General features: G+C 71.5%; 18 protein-coding genes and 2 pseudogenes. 6 read left to right on the forward strand and 14 right to left on the reverse strand.

The window, feature by feature from the left end:
* Positions 1–173: 173 nt before the first annotated feature.
* Positions 174–1,352, reverse strand: a complete 1,179-nt coding sequence (locus tag MTQ10_RS06330) for a citrate synthase/methylcitrate synthase (RefSeq protein ID WP_247463123.1) — start codon at positions 1,350–1,352, stop codon at positions 174–176.
* A gap of 111 nt (positions 1,353–1,463) precedes the next feature.
* Between MTQ10_RS06330 and MTQ10_RS06335 the strand changes: the two genes are divergently transcribed.
* The 4 genes and pseudogenes from MTQ10_RS06335 to MTQ10_RS06350 all read left to right on the forward strand — a co-directional run.
* Positions 1,464–2,720, forward strand: coding sequence for a citrate/2-methylcitrate synthase (locus MTQ10_RS06335; RefSeq protein WP_247463125.1), 1,257 nt, complete (start codon positions 1,464–1,466; stop codon positions 2,718–2,720).
* A gap of 78 nt (positions 2,721–2,798) precedes the next feature.
* Positions 2,799–3,743: a sucrase ferredoxin gene (locus MTQ10_RS06340; protein WP_247463127.1), complete on the forward strand. Its 945-nt coding sequence runs from the start codon at positions 2,799–2,801 to the stop codon at positions 3,741–3,743.
* 214 nt (positions 3,744–3,957) lie between these two features.
* Positions 3,958–5,625: a sensor histidine kinase gene (locus MTQ10_RS06345; protein WP_247463129.1), complete on the forward strand. Its 1,668-nt coding sequence runs from the start codon at positions 3,958–3,960 to the stop codon at positions 5,623–5,625.
* A gap of 53 nt (positions 5,626–5,678) precedes the next feature.
* Positions 5,679–6,023 (forward strand): annotated as a pseudogene (locus MTQ10_RS06350) (two-component system response regulator); the annotation flags it as partial.
* A 26-nt stretch (positions 6,024–6,049) separates the two neighbouring features.
* On the opposite strand, the gene MTQ10_RS06355 reads toward MTQ10_RS06350, so the two are convergent.
* The 3 genes from MTQ10_RS06355 to MTQ10_RS06365 form a co-directional block, all read right to left on the reverse strand.
* Entirely contained in the window at positions 6,050–7,111 is a 1,062-nt protein-coding gene (locus MTQ10_RS06355; RefSeq protein WP_247463131.1) for an ABC transporter substrate-binding protein, read from the reverse strand.
* Between the two features lie 119 nt (positions 7,112–7,230).
* On the reverse strand, positions 7,231–8,097 hold the full coding sequence (locus MTQ10_RS06360; protein WP_247463133.1) for an ABC transporter permease: 867 nt from the start codon (positions 8,095–8,097) through the stop codon (positions 7,231–7,233).
* Positions 8,087–8,902 carry an ABC transporter ATP-binding protein gene (locus MTQ10_RS06365; protein WP_247463135.1) on the reverse strand — a complete coding sequence of 272 codons (816 nt, stop codon included), beginning with the start codon at positions 8,900–8,902 and terminating at the stop codon, positions 8,087–8,089. Before MTQ10_RS06365 ends, MTQ10_RS06360 begins: the two co-directional genes overlap by 11 nt.
* Before the next feature lie 161 nt (positions 8,903–9,063).
* Here MTQ10_RS06365 and MTQ10_RS06370 point away from each other — a divergent pair, with 161 nt between their 5' ends.
* On the forward strand, positions 9,064–9,756 hold the full coding sequence (locus tag MTQ10_RS06370) for a response regulator (RefSeq protein WP_247463137.1): 693 nt from the start codon (positions 9,064–9,066) through the stop codon (positions 9,754–9,756).
* 7 nt (positions 9,757–9,763) lie between these two features.
* Here MTQ10_RS06370 and MTQ10_RS06375 read toward each other — a convergent pair whose 3' ends face one another.
* The 6 genes from MTQ10_RS06375 to MTQ10_RS06400 all read right to left on the reverse strand — a co-directional run bounded on the left by MTQ10_RS06375 (position 9,764) and on the right by MTQ10_RS06400 (position 16,319).
* The gene (locus MTQ10_RS06375; RefSeq protein WP_247463139.1) at positions 9,764–11,356 is read right to left on the reverse strand and encodes a solute symporter family protein; all 1,593 of its coding nucleotides are present in this window, start codon (positions 11,354–11,356) and stop codon (positions 9,764–9,766) included.
* The gene (locus MTQ10_RS06380; protein ID WP_247463141.1) at positions 11,353–11,898 is read right to left on the reverse strand and encodes a DUF485 domain-containing protein; all 546 of its coding nucleotides are present in this window, start codon (positions 11,896–11,898) and stop codon (positions 11,353–11,355) included. Before MTQ10_RS06380 ends, MTQ10_RS06375 begins: the two co-directional genes overlap by 4 nt.
* Before the next feature lie 69 nt (positions 11,899–11,967).
* Positions 11,968–12,651, reverse strand: a complete 684-nt coding sequence (locus MTQ10_RS06385; protein WP_247463143.1) for a response regulator transcription factor — start codon at positions 12,649–12,651, stop codon at positions 11,968–11,970.
* Positions 12,648–13,805, reverse strand: a complete 1,158-nt coding sequence (locus MTQ10_RS06390) for a sensor histidine kinase (protein WP_247463145.1) — start codon at positions 13,803–13,805, stop codon at positions 12,648–12,650. Before MTQ10_RS06390 ends, MTQ10_RS06385 begins: the two co-directional genes overlap by 4 nt.
* The gene (locus tag MTQ10_RS06395) at positions 13,802–14,005 is read right to left on the reverse strand and encodes a hypothetical protein (RefSeq protein WP_308404545.1); all 204 of its coding nucleotides are present in this window, start codon (positions 14,003–14,005) and stop codon (positions 13,802–13,804) included. Before MTQ10_RS06395 ends, MTQ10_RS06390 begins: the two co-directional genes overlap by 4 nt.
* Before the next feature lie 190 nt (positions 14,006–14,195).
* On the reverse strand, positions 14,196–16,319 hold the full coding sequence (locus MTQ10_RS06400) for a DNA gyrase/topoisomerase IV subunit B (RefSeq protein ID WP_247463148.1): 2,124 nt from the start codon (positions 16,317–16,319) through the stop codon (positions 14,196–14,198).
* A gap of 443 nt (positions 16,320–16,762) precedes the next feature.
* Here MTQ10_RS06400 and MTQ10_RS06405 point away from each other — a divergent pair, with 443 nt between their 5' ends.
* Entirely contained in the window at positions 16,763–16,993 is a 231-nt protein-coding gene (locus tag MTQ10_RS06405; RefSeq protein WP_247463150.1) for a DUF7455 domain-containing protein, read from the forward strand.
* Positions 16,994–17,240: 247 nt separating this feature from the next.
* On the opposite strand, the gene MTQ10_RS06410 is transcribed toward MTQ10_RS06405, so the two are convergent.
* The 4 genes and pseudogenes from MTQ10_RS06410 to MTQ10_RS06425 form a co-directional block, all read right to left on the reverse strand.
* The gene (locus MTQ10_RS06410) at positions 17,241–18,068 is read right to left on the reverse strand and encodes a serine protease (protein ID WP_247463152.1); all 828 of its coding nucleotides are present in this window, start codon (positions 18,066–18,068) and stop codon (positions 17,241–17,243) included.
* Between the two features lie 180 nt (positions 18,069–18,248).
* Positions 18,249–19,787 carry an RNA polymerase sigma factor gene (locus tag MTQ10_RS06415; protein WP_247463153.1) on the reverse strand — a complete coding sequence of 513 codons (1,539 nt, stop codon included), beginning with the start codon at positions 19,785–19,787 and terminating at the stop codon, positions 18,249–18,251.
* A gap of 443 nt (positions 19,788–20,230) precedes the next feature.
* The gene (locus MTQ10_RS06420) at positions 20,231–21,121 is read right to left on the reverse strand and encodes a FadR/GntR family transcriptional regulator (RefSeq protein WP_247463155.1); all 891 of its coding nucleotides are present in this window, start codon (positions 21,119–21,121) and stop codon (positions 20,231–20,233) included.
* A gap of 163 nt (positions 21,122–21,284) precedes the next feature.
* A pseudogene (locus tag MTQ10_RS06425) lies at positions 21,285–22,054 on the reverse strand (ABC transporter ATP-binding protein); the annotation flags it as partial.

The raw sequence follows: 22,054 nt of genomic DNA on the forward strand, positions 1-22,054 counted from the left end.
TCGGATCCTGGCCCGCAGCGACGCGTTCAACCGGTACTGGGAGGCCGCGCGGCTGCCGAGGAGATCCTGCCCGGGGACGGTGACGAAGCGCGCCTTTTCAGGATGTTCGATCAGGTGATCAGCTCTGCCCGCCCGCAAGGTGGGTCGTCCACGTCCTGACCTGGGCGATTCCGTCACGCAGCGCGTGGGACCCGCACCGGTGCCGCCGGCCCCGTGTAGCGGGCGACCGGGCGGATGATCTTGGGGTCTCGGGCCTGTTCGAGGATGTTGGCGCTCCAGCCGACCACGCGCGCGGCGGCGAAGGTCGGGGTGAACATCTCGCGGGGCAGGCCGCACAGTTCCATGACCACGCCGGCGTAGAACTCGACGTTGGTGTGGAGTTCCCTGCCGGGTTTCAGCTCGGCGAGGATCGCCTCGACGCGGCGCTCCACCTGCGTGGCGAACTCGACGCGCGGTCCTCCGAAGCGCTCGGCGATCTCGCGGAGCATCCGGGAGCGGGGGTCCTCGGTGCGGTAGACGGCGTGGCCGAAGCCCATGATGCGCTCGCCGGCGAGGACGCGGTCGCGGATCCAGGCGTCGATGCGGTCGGGGGTGCCGATGGCGTCCAGGGTGTCCAGGGCGCGGCTGGGCGCGCCGCCGTGCAGGGGGCCGGACAGCGCGCCGATCGCGGCGACGAGACAGGCGGCGACATCGGCGCCGGTGGAGGCGACGACGCGCGCTGTGAAGGTTGATGCATTGAATCCGTGATCAATGGTTGAGATGAGGTATTGCTCGACGGCGCGGGCCCGCTCCGGGTCGGGTTCCGTTCCGGTCAGCATGTAGAGGTAGTTCGCGGCGTACGGCAGGTCCTCGCGCGGCTCCACCGGCCGCTGTCCGCGGCCCAGCCGGTGCAGCGCGGTCAGCAGGGTGGGCACCGCGGCGCCTGCCAGGAGGGTGTCCTCCCGGCGCCGGTCGTCGTCGGTGTCGTAGACCGGGCGGAAGCCGTGGGCGGCGCCGAGCAGGGACAGTGCGGTGCGCAGGCCGGCGAGGGGGCCGGAGCCGGCGGTCGCCGCCGCCACGGCGGGCAGTGCCGCGCTCACCTCGTCGGGCAGCCGGCGCAGTGCCGCGGTGCGTGCGGCGAAGGCGGCTGCCGTCCGTGCGTCGGGCAGTTCGCCGTGGACGAGCAGATGCCACACGTCCTCGAAGCCTCGGGTCCGCGCGAGTTCGACGGCCGAGTACTGACGGTAGTGGTAGAAGCCCTCCAGGCCGCGGACGTCGCCGATCTCGGTGTCGGTGACGACGACACCGGCAAGACCTCGCGGCACCTCGACGCGGGCGGGCTCGGACCTGTTGACGGAGCTGTTGACAGGCATGCTCTCCTCCTTGAACTTGATTTGACTGTCTATGGTTGAATGCAAAGTTGTCAACATTGATTGAATCAATAGATACGATCAACAGTCCGGGAGGCGGCTACGGTGACCCCCATGCGCGATCAAGAACCCGGCCGCGGCCACCCGGGACGACGGCTCAGCACCAAGGAGGCCGCCGAACTGCTCGGCGTGAAGCCCGAAACCGTGTACGCCTATGTGAGCCGGGGCCTGCTGAGCAGCCGGCGCACGCCCGGCGGACGCGGCAGCACCTTCGACGCCGAGGAGGTCGAGGCGCTGGCCCGGCGCCACCGGCGCGAGACACCCGGCGCGTCCGGCGCCACGCCCGAACTGTCGGTGCGCACCCGCATCACGCTGATCGAGAAGGACCGGTACTACTACCGCGGCGTCGACGCGACCGAACTGGCCGCGCACCACTCCTACGAGGAGATCGCCGAGTGGCTGTGGACCGAACAGCCGCGCCCCGGCGCCTCGTTCAGCGCCCCGCAGAAAGCCGCCTCCGTCGCCCGCCGCGTGGTCAGGGCCCTGCCCGAGCACACCGGCCCAGCCGACCGGCTGCGGGTCGCCGCGATCGCCGCCGCGGCAGCCGACCCGCTGCGATTCGACCTCTCCGAGGAGGCCGTGCTCGGCACCGCCCGCAACCTCGTCCCCACCCTGGTCGCCGCCTTGCCGACACCGGGTGCACAGCGCGAGGAGGACGGCCCGCTCGCCCGCAGGCTGTGGAGCCGACTCAGCGGCCGCAAGCCCGACGAGGCCTCCCTGCGCGTCCTGGACACCGCCCTCGGCCTCCTCGCCGACCACGACCTGGCCGCCTCCACGCTCGCCGTGCGGGTCGCCGCCTCCGCGAGGGCCCACGCCTACGCGGCCGTCTCCGCCGGCCTCGGCGTGCTGGAGGGCCCGCTGCACGGCGCGGCCAGCGGGCTGGCCCACCGGATGCTGCTCGACGTGCTCGACGAGGGCGACGCGGCGCCGGTCATCGCGGAGGAACTGCGGGCCGGGCGCCGCATCCCCGGACTGGGCCACCGGCTCTACACGGGCGAGGACCCACGCGCGCGTGCCCTCTTCGCCCTGCTGGAACAGATCCCGCGGGCCGAGCCCGCCCTGCTCGCCGCCCGCGACATCGTGGCCACCACCGCCCGCCACACCCCGCTGCACGCCAACGTCGACCTGGCCCTCGCCGTGTTCACCGCCTCCAGCGGCATGGACGCCTCGGCCGGCGAGACGATCTTCGCCGTGGCGCGGACGGCAGGCTGGATCGCGCACGCCCTGGAGGAGTACGGCGAACGCCCGCTGCGCATGCGCCCGAGCGGCGTCTACGTCGGGCCCCCACCGCCGCGGCCCTTCCCCGGATGAGCCGCGCGGCGCCTTCTCGGGCCGGACACGCGAACGGCCGGAAGTCACCGCACGACGAGTCAGGTTAGGCTCACCTCTGTGAGTACGTGCACGACCGTCTCGCGGGCCCTCGACGAGCCCGTCTCCGGGACCGCCCCGACCGCGAGGACCTGGCTGCTGCTGGAGCAGCCCGGCCCTTGGGGTGCCAGAGCGCTCACTTCCAGCCACCTGGACCCCGCCCTGGGGCGCGCCCTGGAGAAGGCCGCCAAAGGCACAGGCGTGCGCATCGCCCTGATCCGGCGCCCCGGCCGGCACGCCGACATCGGCGCTCCCCCGCCCGCGCGCCGGGTGTACGCGGCGCACACCGCCCCGGGCAACGCCTGGCTGCACACCGCCGTCACGCACGACCCGGCGCACCTGCTCGACCTGGACTTCGGCGCGCTCGGCCGCGGCGACCACCACGGCTTCGACGCCGTACTGGACGGCGGACCCCACACCGGCGTGCCCCTGGCGCTGGTGTGCACCAACGGCAAACGGGACCGCTGCTGCGCGCTCCTCGGCCGCCCCCTCGCCGCCGACCTCGCCGCGTCAGGTGAGGAGGGCGTCTGGGAGGTCACCCATCTGGGTGGTCATCGCTTCGCTCCCACGGTGCTCGTACTGCCGTACGGCTACGCCTACGGCCGCGCGGAGACCCGCACCATCAGGGCGGCCCTGCGGGGTGTGCGCGAGGGCCGGATCGTCGTCGAGGGGTGCCGGGGCAGCTCCGCGTGGGAGCGGCCCGGCCAGGCGGCGGAGCTCGCGGTGCGCACATCGGCGGGCGAGTACGGCGCCGACGCCCTGAGCGTCGTACGCGTCGACGGGGCAGCGCCCCGCTGGGAAGTCGTCGTCGCGCACAGGGACGGACGGTACTGGCGGGTCGTCGTGGCGCAGGGGGACGCGCTGCCTCCTCGGCCGGAGAGCTGCGGAAGCTCGGTGCTGGGCTCGCCCGCGCAGATGGAGGTCGTGTCCGTCCGGGAACGGCCGGCGACGGCACTGGCGGGCTGACGCCCGCATGTCCCGTTCGGGACAGCGGTGACGTCGTACGGCAGTGCCGTGCGCCTCCGGGGCCGTACGGGACGGGCCGGCGGTGAACGTCGTACGGCAAGCGCCCCCGGGGACGTCGTCGTGGCCCTCGTACGAGGGCGGGCCGTGTGCCCCGAAGAAAATCCGGGCCCCACCCCCTACGGCCCGCCGCGCACCCGCACGTACCGTCATGGCCATGAGCCCCACCGCCTCCGGACGCCGGCTGCGCCTCGGTCTGCCCCGGCGCGTCTTCTCCCAGGTGCTGCTGATGCAGGTGACGACCGCCGCCGGAGTCGCCGTGCTGGCGACCGGGCTGTTCCTGGCGCCGCTCGGCGATCAGCTGGACGACCAGGCGATGCGCCGGGCACTGGCCATCGCGCAGACCACCGCCGAGCAGCCGCAGATCGTGGCGGATCTCGAGCACTCCGCGCCGCGCCCGGACGGTCCCGTGCAGCGGGAGGCGGAGCGGATCCGGCTCGCCACCGGCGCCGAATACATCGTGATCATGAACCGGGAGGGCACGCGCTGGTCGCACACCGACCCGTCGCGGATCGGACGGCATGTCTCCACCGACCCCAGCGAGGCGCTGGCCGGCGAGGAGGTCATGGAGATCGACGAGGGCACGCTCGGCCGCTCCGCGCGCGGCAAGGTGCCGCTGCGGGACGCACAGGGGCACATCGTCGGGGCGGTGTCGGTGGGCATCGCCTACGACAGTGTCCGGGCCCGGCTCATCAGCGCGATACCCGGCCTGCTCGCCTACGCGGGCGGCGCCCTCGCGGTGGGCGCGCTGGCCGCCTGGCTGATCTCCCGCCGGGTGCAGCGGCAGACGCGTGACCTGGCATTCTCCGACATCGCCGCGCTGCTCGCGGAGCGGGAGGCGATGCTGCACGGCATCCGTGAGGGCGTCGTCGCCCTGGACCGCGCCGGCCGCATCCGACTGCTGAACGACGAGGCGCAACGGTTGCTCGGCATCGGTGAGGAGTCCGTCGGCCGCTCCCCCGACGAGGCGCTGGGCGCGGGCCGTACGGCCGATGTGCTCGCCGGCCGGGTCACCGGCACCGATCTGCTGACCGTGCGCGGGCATCGTGTGCTGGTCGCCAACCGGATGCCCACCGAGGACGGCGGCGCGGTGGCGACGCTGCGCGACCGTACCGAGCTGGAGCAGCTCGGACGGGAGCTGGACTCCACGCGCGGGCTGATCGACGCACTGCGCGCCCAGGACCACGAGCACGCCAACCGGATGCACACACTGCTCGGGTTGCTGGAGTTGGAGATGTACGAGGACGCGGTGGAGTTCATCGGGGAGGTGGTGGGCGACCACCGGGCCACCTCGGAGCAGGTCACGGAGAGGATCGAGGACCCGCTGCTGGCGGCGCTGCTGGTCGGCAAGGCGACGGTGGCCGCCGAGCGGGCGGTGGCGCTGTGGGTGTCCGACCGCACCCGGCTGCCGGACCGTCTGGTCGATCCGCGGGGCCTGGTGACGATCGTGGGGAACCTGGTCGACAACGCTCTCGACGCCGTCGCGGGGACGCCGCACGCGCGCGTGGAGGTGGAACTGCGCGCCGAGGGCCGTACGGCCGTGCTGACGGTACGGGACACCGGTCCGGGTGTTCCGCCGGAGCAGCGGGAGCTGGTGTTCACCGAGGGCTGGTCCACGAAGGAGCCGCCCGCCCACGGCCAGCGGGGCATCGGCCTGTCGCTGGTGCGGCGGCTGGCGGAGCGCCAGGGCGGCTCCGCGACCGTGGACCAGGCCGAGGGCGGCGGCGCCCGGTTCACCGTCGTGCTGCCGGAGGCGCTGGCCGAGCCGGAGCCGCAGCCCGCGCGGACCGGGCCGGGGTCCGCGGCCGTGGAGGCGACCCGATGATCGTGGTCCTGGTCGTGGACGACGAGGGTCCGCGCGGTTGCGGGTGAAGCTGGAAGCCGGAGGCGTACGCGAGGCTGCGGTGCACGCCGGACGGTGGCGGTGGGGCCGGGCAGACCGATGCGGACCGCATCTTCGGTGCACTGCCCGCGCCGTCAGACCCGGGGTTGCCGAAGGGCCACTCCCCCACGACGGCCGGGCTCGTACGGCAGGCACAGATGAACGCCGAGGGGCCGCTGTCCGCGCTGGAGACCGCCGGGCGGACAGGCGTGAGCCGGCAGCCGGCGCAGCGGTGTCCGAAGCTGCTGGAGCGTACTTGCCGCGCCAAGGAGATGCCGATGTACGGCGACGCGGGCCGCCCGGAACACCGTTGTGTGCGGGCGGCCCGCGTCCGCGTCTGAAGGGGAGGGGGCCTGCGTCAGGCCGTTCAGCCGGTGGCCTTCTCCACGAACTCGGTCGTGTAGGTCTTGCTCAGGTCGACGTCGGCGTTCTTGATGTTGGGGTTGAACGCCTTGAGGACCTTCTCGACGGTTTCGGGCCCGTTCTTCGGCATCACTCCGTCCGTCGTGAACATCGGCAGGGTGCTCTCGATGGCGGAGGCGTACAGGGTTTTGTTGCCCTGGGAGTAGTCGGCGGGCATCTTGTCGGCGATCTCTCCGGCGCTGTGGGTGGACATCCACTTGAGCGTCTTGACGAAGGCATTGACCAGCTTCTGGACGGTGTCCTTGTGGCTGTTCACCCAGTCCGTCTGCATGTACAGACTTGACGACGGGTACGGCCCGCCCAGCGCCGCCGCCGAGCCCTGCGGGGTGCGCATGTCGATGAGGATCTGGCCGGCGTTCTTGGCGAGGATGGTGGCGACGGTGGGGTCGGTCGTCATGCCGGCGTCGATGGAGCCCCGCTCCAGGGCGGAGATGAACGTCGGTCCGGCGCCGACGGCGACCGGGGTGATCTCACTCACCGGGACGCCGTTCTGGACCGCGAGGTACTCGGTGAGGAAGTTGGTGGAGGAGCCCAGGCCGGTGACGCCGAGTTTCTTCCCCTTGAAGTCCTTGGGCGACTTGATCTCGTCGGCCGCCTTGTTGGAGACGATCTCGACCTCGCCGGGCGCGTGCGAGAACTGCACGACGGACTCGACGGCCTTGCCCTTCACCTGGAGGTCGAGCGTGTGGTCGTAGAACCCGACCGCGCCCTGGACCTGGCCGGAGACGAGCGCGGTCTCCGCCTGGACACCGGCGGGTTCGCTGAGCAGTTCCACATCGAGGCCCTCGGCGTCGAAGAAGCCGAGCCGCTGGGTGAGCATCGCCGGCAGGTAGATGACCTTGTCGAGGCCGCCGACCATGATCTTCACCTTGGTGCCCTTGCCGTCGCCCTTGGCGCCGGAGCCGGCCGACGCGGTGGAGGAGGCGTCGTCGGCGCAGGCGGTGAGCGAGGCCAGGGCGAGCAGGCAGGTGGCGGCGAGGGCGGCGGGTCTGGCGGACTTGCGCATGGATTCACGTCCTTGTGCGGATGCGAGGGAGGGTCGGAGGAGTCGGGGGGCTGTCGGCCGTGAGGGGGCCGGAGATCGGGCGGCTGCCCGGAGCCCGGGGAACGTACGGCTGCCGGGGGTCAGTTTTCGGAACCCGACGGTTTCCAGCGGAAGATGCGGCGCTCGGCGAAGGTCAGCAGCCCCTCGGCGACGAGAGCGACGACGGCGAGGATGACCATCGCGGCGTACACACCGGCCGCGTTGAACGTGCCCTGGGACTGCGCGACGAGCAGGCCGATGCCCTTGGTGGCGCCGATGTACTCGCCGACGATGGCACCGATGAGGGCGAAGCCGAAGCTGACATGGAGGCTGGTGAAGATCCACGAGGTGGCCGACGGGATGACCACCTGAAGAGTGACTCTGCGGTCGCTCGCACCGAGGACCCGCGCATTGGCGACGAGGTTGCGGTCGACCTCGCGGGCCCCCTGGAAGGCGTTGAAGAACACCGGGAAGAAGACCAGCACGACCGCGGAGGCCACCTTGGAGGCGGGCCCCAGCCCGAACCAGATCACGAAGATCGGGGCGAGGACGATCCTCGGGATCGAGTTGAGCACCTTGATGTACGGGCCGAGGATGTCGGCGAGGAAGGCGATCCGCCCGAGTGCGATGCCGAGGACGACACCGGCGAGGACACCTGCCACCCAGCCGAGCAGCGCCTCGTAGAGCGTGTACCAGATCTGTTCGCCGAGACTGCCCAGCGCGGTCCCGTGGGTCACCCAGGTGACGATCTGGTCCCAGATCTTCGACGGCATCGAGAAGTTGAACGGATCGATGGTGCCGCTGCGGGACAGCAACTCCCACAGACCGAGCACCGCGACCAGGACGAGGACGCGGGCGGCGGTGATGAGCACCTTGCGTCTGCGGGCGGCACGCGCGCGTGAGTACGCGCGATCCGGTGGTGTCTTGGCCGTGTCCACGACGGGAGTGGTGATCGCCTCAGGCGACATGGGCGGCACCCCTCTCGCGGGTGATGCGGACCTCTTCGCCGAGGGACTCCCAGATCTCACGGTAGATCTCGATGAACCGCGGCTCCAGCCGCACCGACTCGACCTTGCGGGGCCGCGGCAGATCGATACGGAAGTCCTGCTTCACCGTGGCGGGACCGGCGGTCATGACGACGACCCTGTCGGCGAGGGCGATGGCCTCCTCCAGGTCGTGGGTGACGAAGACGACCGAGGCGCCGGTGCCCTCCCACAGCTCCAGCAGCTCGTCCGACATCAGCGCCCGGGTCTGCACGTCGAGCGCCGAGAACGGCTCGTCCATGAGGAGGATCTCGGGATCGTTGACGAAGGTGGCGGCGAGGGCGACCCGCTTGCGCTGCCCGCCGGAGAGCTGATGCGGGTAGCGGTCCTCGAATGCGGCGAGGCCCACCCGGTCCAGCCAGGCACGGGCTCTCCGCTTCGCCTCCGCCTTGGGCACCCCACGGAAGCGGGGGCCGGCCATCACGTTCGACAGGACCGTACGCCAGGGGAACGTGGCGTCCTGCTGGAAGACGAAGCCGACCTTGTCGCCGACGCCGCGCACCGGCTCCCCGGCGACCGACACCTCGCCCTGCGTGGGCTCCTCCAAGCCGCTGACCAGCGTCAGCGTGGTCGACTTGCCGCAGCCGGTGGGGCCGACGACGGCGACGAACTCACCGCGTCCGACGGTGAGGTCCAGATCCCGGACGGCCGTGTGCAGGCCACCGGACGGGGTCCGGAACGTTTTGCTCGCGCCCCGCAGCTCGATGGCGGGGCTGGTGTTCGCGCTCATGGGCCGGGACCGTAGATGTGGCCCGTGACACAGCGGCAGCCTTGTGAGCGCATGCGCTTCTTTTGCTTGCAACAGCCTGTTGTGCTCGTTTTGCTCGCGCTACAACAGCGGAGCCGAAACACGGGCGTAACGCCTGGCCGGCCTTGACGGAAAGAGGCCCGATGATTGACGTCCTGGTCGTGGACGACGACTTCCGCGTCGCCGAGATCAACGCCAAGTACGTGGGAAAGGTTCCCGGCTTCCGGGTGACCGCCCGCGCGCACAGTGCCGCGCAGGCGCTGGCCGCCGTCGAGCGCGGCGGCATCGACCTGGTGCTGCTCGACCACTACCTGCCCGACGAGACGGGTCTGCGGCTGGTGCACCGGATGCGGGAGCAGGGGCACGGCACCGACGTCATCATGATCACGGCGGCCGGTGACGTCGGCACCGTGCAGTCCGCGATGCGGCTGGGTGCCCTGCACTATCTGGTGAAGCCGTTCACCTTCGCCGCGCTGCGGGCCCGTCTCGACTCCTACGCCGCGCTGCGGCGCACGGTGGAACGGGTCGGCGGCCGTGGACCGGCCGGACAGGAGCAGGTCGACCGGATCTTCGGCGCGCTGCGGACCGCGCCCGTGCCGTCCTCGCCGGGCCTGCCGAGCGGCCACTCGGAGCCGACGACCGAACTGATCTGCTCGGTGCTGCACCGCGCGGACCATCCGCTGTCCGCCCATGAGGTGGCCGCCGAGACCGGTCTGAGCCGGTCCACCGCCCAGCGCTACCTCCGCCGCCTGGAACAGGCGGGCCGTCTGCGCCTGTCCCTGAAGTACGGCGACACGGGCCGCCCGGAACACCGCTACGCCTGGGTCGCGCCGTGACGGCGTCCTAGACCGCCCCCGCTCCCGTCAGCGAGCGCACCTCGGTCTCCGCGTGCCCGGCCGCGTCCGGTTCCTCCGCGGAGGTGACCGTGCCGAGCCAGCCCGCGAGGAAGCCGAGCGGGATGGACACCAGACCGGGGTTCTGCAAGGGGAAGTACTGGAAATCGACGCCCGGGAACAGCGATCCGGGGCTGCCCGACACCACCGGTGACAGGGCGACGAGGACCAGCGCGGGGATCAGACCGCCGTACACCGCCCATACGGCGCCGCGCGTGGTGAAGCCGCGCCAGAACAGCGAATAGAGCAGCACCGGCAGATTGGCCGAGGCCGCCACGGCGAAGGCGAGCCCCACGAGGAAGGCGACGTTGAGATCGCGGGCGAGCAGTCCCAGCGCGATCGCGGCGACGCCGATGCCGACCGCCGCGATCCGGGCCACGCCCACTTCGCTGCGCGGGGTGCCGCGCCGGCGCCGCAGGGAGGCGTACAGGTCGTGTGCGACGGAGGCGGACGAGGCGAGGGTGATACCGGCGACCACGGCGAGGATCGTGGCGAAGGCGACGGCGGCGACCACGGCGAACAGAACCGTTCCCCCGGTGGAGTCCGCGCCGCCGCCCAGGTCGAGTGCCAGCAGCGGCACGGCCGTGTTCCCCGCGGCGTTCGACGCGCGGACGGTGTCGGGGCCGACGATCGCGGCGGCACCGAAGCCGAGGACGATCGTCATCAGGTAGAAGCCGCCGATCAGCCCGATCGACCAGACCACCGAGCGTCGGGCGGCACGCGCCGTGGGCACGGTGTAGAAGCGGGACAGGATGTGCGGCAGCCCGGCCGTGCCCAGGACGAGGGCGAGGCCAAGGCTCAGGAAGTCGAGGCGGGCGGTCCAGTCACCGCCGTACGCCAGACCGGGGGCGAGGAACGCCGGCCCGTGCCCGCTGCGGTCGGCGGCCGTCGTCAGCAGCCGGTCGAAGTCGCCGTGGAAACGGATCAGGACGAGGACGGTCAGCGCGATCGTGCCGCCCAGCAGCAGGACCGCCTTGACGATCTGGATCCAGGTGGTCGCCCGCATCCCGCCCAGCGACACATAGACGATCATCAAGGCGCCCACGCCGACGACGGTCCACGCCTGCGCCGCCTCGCCCGTGCGCCCGAGGAGCAGGGCGACCAGGCTGCCGGCGCCCACCATCTGCGCCACCAGGTAGAGAACGGACACCGTGACCGAGGAGGTTCCCGCCGCGATCCGCACGGGCCGCTCCCGCATCCGCGCCGCGACGACGTCGGCGAGGGTGAACCTGCCGCAGTTGCGCACGAGTTCGGCGACGAGGAACAGCACCACGAGCCAGGCCACCAGGAAGCCCACCGAGTACAGCAGACCGTCGTAGCCGTAGAGGGCGATGAGCCCGGAGATACCGAGAAAGGACGCGGCGGACATGTAGTCGCCCGCGATGGCAAAACCATTCTCCATGGGCGAGAACAGCCGACCGCCCGCGTAGAACTCCTCAGCCGAGCCGCGCCGGTTGCGGCTGACCCAGGTGGTGATGCCCAGGGTGACGGCGACGAAGACGCTGAACAGCATCAACGCCAGCGACTGATGGTTCCCGGTCATACGGCACCGCCTCTGACGCCGCGGGTCAGTTCCTGGGTGTCCCAGCGCAGTTCGAGAGCGGCCCGGTCGCGGCGGAGCCGGGCGTGCCGGGCGTAGGCCCAGGTCAGCAGGAACGTGCTGAGGAACTGCCCGAGCCCGGCGAGCATCGCCACGTTCACCGCGCCGGCCACGGGGTGCGCCATGAGCCCGGGGGCGGTGGTCGCGGCGATCATGTACGCGAGATACCAGGCGAGGAAGCCGGCGACGGCGGGCACCACGAACCGCCGGTAGCTGCTGCGGACTTCCTGGAAGGCCTGGCTGCGCTGCACCTGGAGGTAGATGTCCGCCGCGGCCTTCTCCTCGGACTCCTGCCGCGCGGCGGGCACCGTGCCGGCCGGGACGTGCCCGGGCGCCTCGCCCCAGCCCGAGGCGAGGGCGTCGTACCAGGGGTCGTCGTACCCCACGTCCCCGGCCGCGCCGGCGGCGGGCGGCACGGGGTGTCCCTGGTGGCCTGCGGGGGTGTCGGGGCCGCCACCGCGCGGACGACCGTTGCTTGACTGCATGCCCAAGGATGGACAGAACGGGAAGATCCCTGACTCTTCTTCCCGGATCGCTTCACCCCATCAGGTGACTCAGGGTGCGGGCGGGCGGGCCAGGCCTTTCGCGTAGGCGTAACGCACCGCCTGCGCCCGGTCCTTGATGCCGGTCTTGGCGAAGAGGTTGTTGATGTGGGTCTTCACGGTGGCGACGGAGACATGCAGCCGGCGGGCGATCTGCGCGTTGCTCAGTCCCTCGGCGATCAGGACCAGCACTTCCTGCTCCCGTGCGGTGAGCCCGTCCGGCGGCTCCGAGGGGGCGGGCCGGGGCGGTTCGGTCTCCGACAGCCGCTCCAGCAGCCGCCGCTGGACGCCCGGGGAGAGCCCGGCGTCACCGGACAGCACGCTGGTGACGGCCCGCACGATGTCGTCGCCGCCGGCGTCCTTGGTGAGGTAGCCGCGCGCGCCGGCGCGCAGGGCCGCGAACAGGGAGTCGTCGTCGGCGAAGGTGGTCAGGACGACGACCTGGGTGCCGGGGTGCTCGGCGCGGATGCGCCGGGTGGCCTCGACGCCGTCGCATCGGGGCATGCGCAGGTCCATCAGCACGACGTCGGGGGCGAGTTCGGCGACCAGTTCCACCGCCTCGTGCCCGTCGGCGGCCGAGCCGACGACCTCGATGCCCGGCAGCAGGCCGAGCAGCATGACGATGCCCTCGCGGACGACGGTCTGGTCGTCCGCCACCACGACCCGCGCGGTGCGGGTCTGCTCTCCCTGGCTCATCCCGGTACCTTCAGCGTCACCACGAACCCTTCTTCGCCCGGCCCGGCCTCCAGCGAACCGCCGAGCAGTTCGGCGCGTTCACGCATGCCGAGCAGACCGTACCCGCTGCCGGTGCCGGCGAGTTCGCCCCGTCTGCCGCCCGAGTCGCGCACCTGGAGCGCCACTTGGCCCGGGCCGTAGTCCAGGTGTATCCGCACTCTGGCGCCCTGTGCGTGCTTGCCGACGTTGGTCAGCGCCTCCTGGGCGACCCTGCGCACCGCCTGGGACGCCTCGGCGGGCAGGGCGCGGCGTTCACCCGTGACGACGACATCCGCGCCGTCGGTGCGGTCGACGAGCTCCTTGAGGAAGTCCTCCACAGGGGTGAGTTCGCCCCGGAGTGCGGAGAGGGCCTGCCGGGTCTCGGCGAGGCCGTCGCGCGCCATCCCGCGGGCGGCGACCACGCGCTCCAGGATCTGCTCGCGGTCCGCTCCGCGCTCGATGAGCAGCCGGGCCGCCTCCAGGTGGACCATCTGGGCGGAGAGGCTGTGAGCGAGTACGTCGTGGATCTCCCGGGCGATCCTCGCCCGTTCGGCGAGGGCGGCCGTCTCCGCTTCGGCGGCCCGTGCGGCCCGTTCCTGGGCGAGGAGCCGCTGGGCGGTGCCCCGGGCCTCGGCGTCCAGGCGCAGCGCGTACCCGCCGACGGCAAGGCCGACGGTGGTCGCGAGGGCGGCCGGCCAGGGGCCGTCGCCGACGGTGGCGTACGCCTGGAAGCAGGCCCAGGTGACGGGCAGTGCCGCCGCCAGGGGCAGGCGCTCCAGGGCGCCGATGCCGCAGGCGCACCAGATGACCTGTGCGGCTGTCCCGAACCCGGTGAGGTGGGCGAGGGCACCGGCGGCCAGGAGGGAGACGGCCAGCGCGAGGGAGGGTGCGAGGCGGTGGGCGAGCGTGGTGCGGTAGAACCCCCAGGCGGTGAGGGCGGTGACGGCGACGACGGTGGCACCGGCGGCGGCAGCGGTCCAGCCGTGCACCTGGCCGTCGGTGGTGGCCGACCACAGCAGTGCGCCGAGCGCGACGGCCCGCACCGCCCAGGCGAGCAGCCGCCGGGGCCGTGTGATCCCCGCGCCGCCCAGGGCTTCGCGGGACGGCCAGCGCGTCCAGGTGTTCTCGGCGGTCACACCCGCTCCTTCCTTGGCCGGTCGGCCGCCTCCGCGGCTGTCGACCGCGCCGCCCGGTCGACGTACGCATGGGTCGGGACGTGCCTGACGGTCGGGCTCCGCGGCCTCGTCGGAAGGACCCCGGAGCGGACGAGCAGGGTGAGGAGGAGGGCGGGCAGCAGGGCGGAGGTGTCCTGGTGCACGCCGAGGGACCCGGACATGGGACCTCCGTGAGCGACCGGAGCCGACGGCGGATCCGCCGACGCTTCGAAGGTACGGAAAAGCGCTGGTCACGGGATCGGAGCAGGGGTGGAGCCGGGGTGGATCATGACGCGGGGCCGCCTCCACCCTGGGGTGGAGACGGCCCCGGGGGTCGTCGTCAGGGTCCCGGCCGCCGACCGCGCGGCGCGCTCACGCGTCGATGCGGGAGCGGTCCAGTGTGGCGGCGGAGGAGGAGATGAACTCCTTGCGCGGGGCGACCTCGTTGCCCATGAGCAGATCGAAGACCTGCTCGGCGGCTTCCAGGTCGGACAGGTTGATGCGGCGCAGCGTACGGTGGCGGGGGTCCATGGTGGTCTCCGCGAGCTGGTCGGCGTCCATCTCGCCGAGGCCCTTGTAGCGCTGGATGGAGTCCTTGTACCGGATGCCCTTGGTCTGGAACTCCATGAGCTTGTCGCGCAGCTCGCGGTCCGAGTACGTGTAGACGTACTTGTCCTGGCCCTTCTTCGGCTGGACCAGTTCGATCCGGTGCAGGGGCGGCACGGCGGCGAAGACGCGTCCGGCTTCGACCATGGGCCGCATGTAGCGCTGGAACAGGGTCAGCAGCAGGCAGCGGATGTGGGAGCCGTCCACGTCGGCGTCCGTCATCATGATGATCTTGCCGTAGCGGGCCGCGTCCACGTCGAAGGTGCGGCCCGAACCGGCTCCTATGACCTGGATGATCGCGCCGCACTCGGCGTTCTTGAGCATGTCCGTGACGGACGATTTCTGGACGTTGAGGATCTTGCCGCGGATCGGGAGCAGTGCCTGGAACTCGGAGTTCCGGGCGAGCTTGGCGGTGCCGAGCGCGGAGTCGCCCTCGACGATGAACAGCTCGCTGCGCTCGACGTCGTCGCTGCGACAGTCGGCCAGCTTGGCGGGGAGCGAGGAGGACTCCAGGGCGGTCTTGCGACGCTGGGCGTCCTTGTGCTGGCGGGCGGCGATACGGGTGCGGGCGGCGGCGACCGCCTTCTCCATGACGACGCGGGCCTGGGCGGCGGCGTCGCGCTTGGTGGAGGTCAGGAAGGCCTTGAGTTCCTTCGAGACGACGTTGTTGACGATGCGGCGGGCCGCGGAGGTGCCGAGGACCTCCTTCGTCTGCCCCTCGAACTGGGGTTCCGCGAGCCGTACGGTGACGACCGCGGTCAGGCCCTCCAGGGCGTCGTCCTTGACGATGTCGTCCTCGGCGACCCGCAGCAGCTTCTTGGCGCGCAGGACCTCGTTCAGCGTCTTGGTGACCGCCTGCTCGAAGCCGGCGACGTGGGTGCCGCCCTTGGGGGTGGCGATGATGTTGACGAAGGACCGGAGGGTGGTGTCGTAGCCGGTGCCCCAGCGCAGCGCCACGTCGACGCCGAGTTCGCGGGTGACCTCGGTCGGTGTCATCTGGCCGTGCTCGTCGAGTACCGGGACCGTCTCCTTGAAGGTGCCCTGCCCGGTGAAGCGGAGGACGTCGCAGACGGCCTTGTCGGTGGCGAGGAACTCGCAGAACTCGCTGATGCCGCCGTCGAAGCGGAAGGACTCCTCGCCCTTGCTGCCGCCCTCGCCGAGACCGAACTCGTCCCGGACGACGATGGTCAGGCCGGGCACCAGGAAGGCGGTCTGCCGGGCGCGCTGGTGGAGCGTCTCCAGGGAGAGCTTGGCGTCCTTGAGGAAGATCTGCCGGTCGGCCCAGTACCGCACGCGCGTGCCGGTGCGGGTCTTGGGGATCTTCTTGGTCTTGCGCAGACCGCTCTTGGCCTCGAACTTCGCGTCGGGGCCCTCACCGCTGTAGGCGCCGGGGACGCCGCGCCGGAAGCTGATGGCGTGCGTGCGGCCGTCGCGGTCCACCTCGACGTCGAGCCGGGCGGACAGGGCGTTCACCACGGAGGCGCCGACGCCGTGCAGGCCGCCGGAGGCCGCGTAGGAGCCGCCTCCGAACTTGCCGCCGGCGTGCAGCTTGGTCATGACGACCTCGACGCCGGACAGGCCGGTCTTGGGCTCGACGTCGACCGGGATGCCCCGGCCGTTGTCCCGGACCTCCACGGAGCCGTCGTCGTGGAGGACGACCTCGATGTGGTCGCAGTAGCCGCCGAGGGCCTCGTCGACGGCGTTGTCGATGATCTCCCAGAGGCAGTGCGCCAGGCCGCGGCTGTCGGTCGAGCCGATGTACATGCCCGGGCGCTTGCGTACGGCCTCGAGCCCTTCGAGGACGAGCAGGTGCCGCGCGGTGTAGTTGGAACCGTCCCGCTCTGCTCCTGCCAGCAGCGCTGTGGACGACACGGACGTTTCGGCGGTCACGCGGTTCGCTCCTCGCTGAATTTCAGATGGGGCCCTGGTGGGTACGGGCGCGGCTTCGGTCACCGGTGAGAGGGTACCGAGGCCTGGTAGAGCCGTTGTAACGCCACCCTCGTGCTCCTCCACAGACTAGTCCAGCATCGCATGTGTGTTCGATAACTCGATGGGGTGAAGTGCACATCACGTTCCCTTGGAGGCATGAACCATTTAGGCTCCGGGCACGTCCTCATGAACAACCGGCAACCCCGCCGGGAGGACCCGACCATGACCGACAGCGCGAAACCGTAAGCAAGACAGACACGCAATACGGCACATTCGCCGCCAAACCGGCAGCAGCCAGCCGCCTCGGAGATTTTTTTCGAGGAAAAGCCACGAGCGGGAACGTTTTGGGGCTGGTTGGATGTTGACCCTGGTACGACAGCTCGTCGAGCTAGAGAAGAGGCGACGTGACTACTGTTCTGACCCCCGCGAGCCCGCTGACGGCCGCCGATCGCTGCGACCGCTGCGGCGCCCAGGCATACCTGCGCGTCGTCCTGCTGAGCGGCGGAGAACTGCTCTTCTGCGCCCACCACGGCCGCAAGTTCGAGCCGGAACTCAAGAAGATCGCCGCTGAGATACAGGACGAGACCGAGCGGCTGACCTCCGCTCCCAGCACTGCCGCTGACGAAGAGCGCTGATCCTCGCACCACGACGAGCCAGCTCCGGCACTGACCGGCGCATGCGGGCGGCCGCCCCCTTCGCGGGGCGGCCGCTCGCACTCGTCGGGATCAGCGAAAGGCCCGCTCACCGGGCCCACCCGAGCGACCGCCGCCACGGCGGCCCCGCTCCTTCGGAACACCGGCCCCGGACCCCGGGCACACCGAACCGGGGCGAGGCGAACCGCAGACCTGAGGCGGCACTGCGAGAAGGCCCCTGCCGGGCCTGTCAGGCCCCGGGCAGACGGGTGACGACGTCGGAGACCCGCGTGTAGACCCCCGGGCTGCCAGGACGCCCGCAGCCGCTCCCCCACGACACCAGGCCGATCAGCCGGCCCTCCGCGACCAGCGGTCCGCCGCTGTCGCCCTGGCAGGCGTCCTTGCCGCCCTGAGCCTCCCCCGCGCACAGCATGCTCGAGGGGAGATAGGCGCCTTCACGACCCCCCGGATAGGCCCGCAGACAATCGGCGTCGGACAGCACATGCACCTGAGCGGCCCGTAGCCCCGTGGCGTAGTCCCCGCCCCCCGTGATGTCCCCCCAGCCGTAGACGAGGGCGGGTGTCCCCGGGGTGTACGCGGTGTCGCCCGCGGCGGCCATACCGATGACGTCGCTCTGCGGGAGCGCCTCGACCAGCGTGAGCACCGCGAAGTCCCCGGCGTTCGTGTCGGCGTCGTACCCCGGATTCACCCACACCTCGCTGACCGCGATCTCCCGCCCCTCTCCGGACAGCAGCTGGGTGCGTTCGGCGATGACCTTGAGGTCGCGCACCCGGCCGGGCGGCCCGCCCAGCACCTCCTCCCCCATGCAGTGGGCCGCGGTGAGCACGGTGGTCGGCCCGACCACGGCCCCGCCGCAGAACTGGCCTGCCCGCGTACCGCCGAACCGGTCACGGCTGGACACCGCCACGGTCCACGGGCCGTCGGCCACGTCGACGGGAAAGCCGCCCACGACGACACGGTCGGCGGCGGCGGGGGCGGCCGAGGCCAGCGGTATCGCGGCGGTGGCGGCGGCCAGCGCGAGCGTCCTGGCCAGTGCGCGGACGATGAGACGGCGCATACATGCTCCTCACTCAGGGATGACGATGCGACACCCAGAGTGATCCAGTCCGTGCGGTGCCGCACCCGCGCGCGGGAGCGCACACACCGCGCGCGCCGCGCCCCGGACAGCACGAAGGCCCGGTTCCCACCGGGGAACCGGGCCTTCGCTGCCGTACGCGCTCGTCCGGCCGAAGGGGGCCTAGTCGAGGTAGTCCCGAAGGACCTGCGAGCGGGACGGGTGGCGCAGCTTCGACATGGTCTTGGACTCGATCTGGCGGATGCGCTCACGGGTGACGCCGTAGACCTTGCCGATCTCGTCGAGGGTCTTCGGCTGGCCGTCGGTGAGACCGAAGCGCATGGAGACGACGCCCGCCTCGCGCTCGGACAGGGTGTCGAGCACCGAGTGCAGCTGCTCCTGGAGGAGCGTGAAGCTGACGGCGTCGGCCGGGACGACGGCCTCGGAGTCCTCGATGAGGTCACCGAACTCGCTGTCGCCGTCCTCACCCAGCGGGGTGTGCAGGGAGATGGGCTCACGGCCGTACTTCTGGACCTCGATGACCTTCTCCGGGGTCATGTCGAGTTCCTTGGCCAGTTCCTCCGGGGTGGGCTCGCGGCCCAGGTCCTGGAGCATCTGGCGCTGCACGCGCGCGAGCTTGTTGATGACCTCGACCATGTGGACCGGGATACGGATGGTGCGGGCCTGGTCGGCCATGGCGCGGGTGATCGCCTGACGGATCCACCAGGTGGCGTACGTGGAGAACTTGTAGCCCTTGGTGTAGTCGAACTTCTCGACCGCGCGGATCAGACCGAGGTTGCCCTCCTGGATGAGGTCCAGGAAGAGCATGCCGCGGCCGGTGTAGCGCTTGGCCAGGGAGACCACGAGTCGGAGGTTGGCCTCCAGCAGGTGGTTCTTGGCGCGGCGGCCGTCCTCGGCGATGATCTCCAGCTCGCGCTTGAGCTTCGGGGCGAGCTTGTCGGAGTTGGCCAGCTTGTCCTCGGCGAACAGGCCCGCCTCGATGCGCTTGGCCAGCTCGACCTCCTGCTCGGCGTTGAGCAGGGGGACCTTGCCGATCTGCTTCAGGTAGTCCTTGACCGGGTCGGCGGTGGCGCCGGCCGCGGCGACCTGCTGCGCGGGCGCGTCGTCCTCGTCCTCGTCCGACAGCACGAACCCGGCGCTCTCGGCACCCTCGGGCTCGTCGGCGACCTTGGTGTCCTCCAGGACCTCCTCGTCGATCAGCTCGACGTCGTCCTTCTTGGCGGCGGTCTTCTTCGCGGCCGTCTTCTTCGCGGCGGTCTTCTTGGCCGCGGCCTTCTTCGCGGGCGCGGCCTTCTTGGCGGCGGCCTTCTTGACGGGCGCGGCCTCTTCGGCGGCGTCCGCGGACGCGGCGGGCGCGGACGCGGCCGTGGTGGTTGCGGTGGCCTTCCTCGTGGTCACCGTCTTCGCGGCGACCGTCCTCGTGGTGGTGCGCTTGGCGGGGCTCTTCGCTGCGACGCTCTTCCGGGTGCGCTTTGGTTCCGCGGCACTGACCATCAGCGTCACACCCTCTTCCTCGAGGATCTGGTTGAGGCTGCGCAGTACGTTCTTCCACTGAGTGGCCGGGATCTGGTCGGCTTCGAAGGCCCGACGCACATCGTCGCCGGCGATCTGCCCCTCAGCCTTTCCCCGCTCGATGAGCGCCATGACAGAGACGGACTCGGCAATCTCCGGCGGGAGCGTACGGGATGTGCTGGCCGACACGAACAACCTCTCGGAACGTTGGAAAACGGCTTCCGGCCCCGTCCGTGACGGACAGGAGCCGACCGCCGGCTTGGGGATGGGCCGACGGCGCGGGCGGGGGCCGGGAAGATGCACAGCGCCGTGACCGGCGTCCGTATTCCCTCCGCGGCTGTCACCTCTTAGGTCATCGCGTTCTTTCCACGAGCGTTACGCCCAATCTTCGTGGCCCGAGTCACACCCCGTAAGCACTCAAAAATGGTCAGATACGCACAGACCAGGTCAGTGGTCTGTTGCGGGCGGGACCGGACACGATCGGCTCCGGTCCGGTCCGCGCCTCGTCGCGCCGCCGGACCCCGCAGGCTCGGGAGCGATCCTGCGGGGTCCGGCGGGGGGACGGTTCGCCGGCCGGTGATGCCGCAGGAGGGGGGCGACATTTCCGGGCCGTACCGCCCGCGGGGAGAGGTTCAGTGCTCGCGCGGCGCGGGGACCACTCGCTCTCCCCCGGGGTGGACCGTGAGGAGCTGGCGCATGGCCGCCTCGGCGGCGGCTCCGTCACCGGCGGCGAGGGCGTCGACGATCCTGGCGTGGTGCGCGAGGCAGGTCTCGCTCAGCCGGTCGCAGCCGGCCATGGGGCCGCCGGACACCTGGAGCGCGGCGGAGACGATGCCGGAGAGATGCTCCAGCATGCGGTTGCCCGCGACCTGGATCAGCAGGGAGTGGAACTCGCCGTCCGCGCGGGAGAAGGTCAGCGAGTCGGCCTGGGCGAGGGCGTGCCCCATGATCTCGACAAGGTCCGCCAGCCTCTGCTGGACGTCCTCGCGCCCGTGCCCGGCAGCCAGGCGCGCGGCGAGCGGCTCGATCGTCCAGCGCAGCTCGCTCAGCTCACGGCGCTGGTCGTCGCGCTGCGGCCCGAAGGCGCGCCACTCGATGATGTCCGGGTCGAGCAGGTTCCAGTCGCTGACGGGGCGCACGCGCGTGCCGACGTTCGGCCGGGCGCTGACCAGCCCTTTGGCCTCCAGGACCCGGAGAGACTCACGGACGACGGTCCGCGAGACCTCGAAGCGCTGGCCGATCTCCTCGGGCACCAGCGGGCGGTCGGCCCCCAGATCACCGGAGACGATCATCTGTCCCAGCTGCTGGACGAGTTGGCCGTGGAGTCCGCGGCCCCGGCTGCCCGCGGCGCGCCGGCTGCCGACCCGTCCCAGCTCGGGTTCCGCGCCCTCCCAGAGGGGCACGCCGACGCGGTCGGCGGCGGGGGCCTCGGCGTAGGGGTAGCGGTCGAGTTCGCCCGGGCCGGCGAGACCGGAGTCAGCGGAGCGGGCGGCGGTCATCATGGTGTGCGCAAGGGTACTCACGCATCCTTTGTCGGCGTCGGCCTCAACTCCCTTGAGGGCTTTGGTGAAAAGCACACGAAAGGGTGATCGCTCACGCCGTCGTAATTGACGCCTTATCGGAAAGAAATGGGCTTTCCCTGAGGGAGTTGCGCACGACACGTGACCATGCGCGCACGTTCTGTCGTCACCGGACCTTTCTCCGTACGGTCACGAGCAGATACGTGCAGAGCAGCACGGTCACCGACAACGCCAGTGCCGTACCGGCGGGTTGAGCGATCACGCACACCGCCGCGGCCAGGTGCCGTCCGCCGCCGAACGGCCAGCGAAGCAGGAACACCTCGCGCGCCCGCGCCGGGAACCCGACCGCCGTTCGCACGCCCGCTCCCCAGAGGACCTTGTGTACGAGCGGTACGACCGCCACGGGTACGGCGACCACGGCCGCGAGCCCCGCCGTGGTGGACCGGAAGACGCCGGCGGCCAGCACCCCCGCCCAGGCACACCCGACGACCAGCCCCACCCAACTCGCGCCGAGCGCAGCCCAGTCCGCGGGAACTTCCACCAGCTCCCGTCCGTATACGAGGTACAGCACTTCGGCATCGCAGCCCACCGTGAGCAGCGCGAGCAGCAGCGCGGTCGCCGCGGACACGAGGAGCTTGGCCGCGAGCAGCCCCAGCCGGCGGGGCACGGTGCCGCGGTCCGCCGCCAGGGCGGGGTGGCGGAACTCGTCGCCGAAGGCCAGCGCGCCGAGCAGCCCCGCTCCGAGCGCCGCGGGCGGCAGCGGCACCTCACGCGGCCAGGCCGCCAGCAGCCGCGGCTGCGGCGTGTGCCCGATCCGGGCCAGCACTACGGCCGTCACGGCGGACACGACGAGGACAGCGCCGGCGGTGACGAACCCCGTGCTGACCCCGGTGGCCCGGCGCAACTCGTAGCGCAGGGGGCGCAGGGGGCTGGGGG

This window comes from Streptomyces sp. XM83C (genome assembly GCF_023072675.1).
GTDB lineage: Bacteria > Actinomycetota > Actinomycetes > Streptomycetales > Streptomycetaceae > Streptomyces > Streptomyces thermocoprophilus.

Coding starts and splice junctions, on each gene's coding strand:
- MTQ10_RS06330 (WP_247463123.1), bottom strand. CDS start 1,352: ATGCCTGTCAACAGCTCCGTCAACAGGTCCGAGCCCGCCCGCGTCGAG.
- MTQ10_RS06335 (WP_247463125.1), top strand. CDS start 1,464: ATGCGCGATCAAGAACCCGGCCGCGGCCACCCGGGACGACGGCTCAGC.
- MTQ10_RS06345 (WP_247463129.1), top strand. CDS start 3,958: ATGAGCCCCACCGCCTCCGGACGCCGGCTGCGCCTCGGTCTGCCCCGG.
- MTQ10_RS06355 (WP_247463131.1), bottom strand. CDS start 7,111: ATGCGCAAGTCCGCCAGACCCGCCGCCCTCGCCGCCACCTGCCTGCTC.
- MTQ10_RS06360 (WP_247463133.1), bottom strand. CDS start 8,097: ATGTCGCCTGAGGCGATCACCACTCCCGTCGTGGACACGGCCAAGACA.
- MTQ10_RS06365 (WP_247463135.1), bottom strand. CDS start 8,902: ATGAGCGCGAACACCAGCCCCGCCATCGAGCTGCGGGGCGCGAGCAAA.
- MTQ10_RS06370 (WP_247463137.1), top strand. CDS start 9,064: ATGATTGACGTCCTGGTCGTGGACGACGACTTCCGCGTCGCCGAGATC.
- MTQ10_RS06375 (WP_247463139.1), bottom strand. CDS start 11,356: ATGACCGGGAACCATCAGTCGCTGGCGTTGATGCTGTTCAGCGTCTTC.
- MTQ10_RS06380 (WP_247463141.1), bottom strand. CDS start 11,898: ATGCAGTCAAGCAACGGTCGTCCGCGCGGTGGCGGCCCCGACACCCCC.
- MTQ10_RS06385 (WP_247463143.1), bottom strand. CDS start 12,651: ATGAGCCAGGGAGAGCAGACCCGCACCGCGCGGGTCGTGGTGGCGGAC.
- MTQ10_RS06395 (WP_308404545.1), bottom strand. CDS start 14,005: ATGTCCGGGTCCCTCGGCGTGCACCAGGACACCTCCGCCCTGCTGCCC.
- MTQ10_RS06410 (WP_247463152.1), bottom strand. CDS start 18,068: ATGCGCCGTCTCATCGTCCGCGCACTGGCCAGGACGCTCGCGCTGGCC.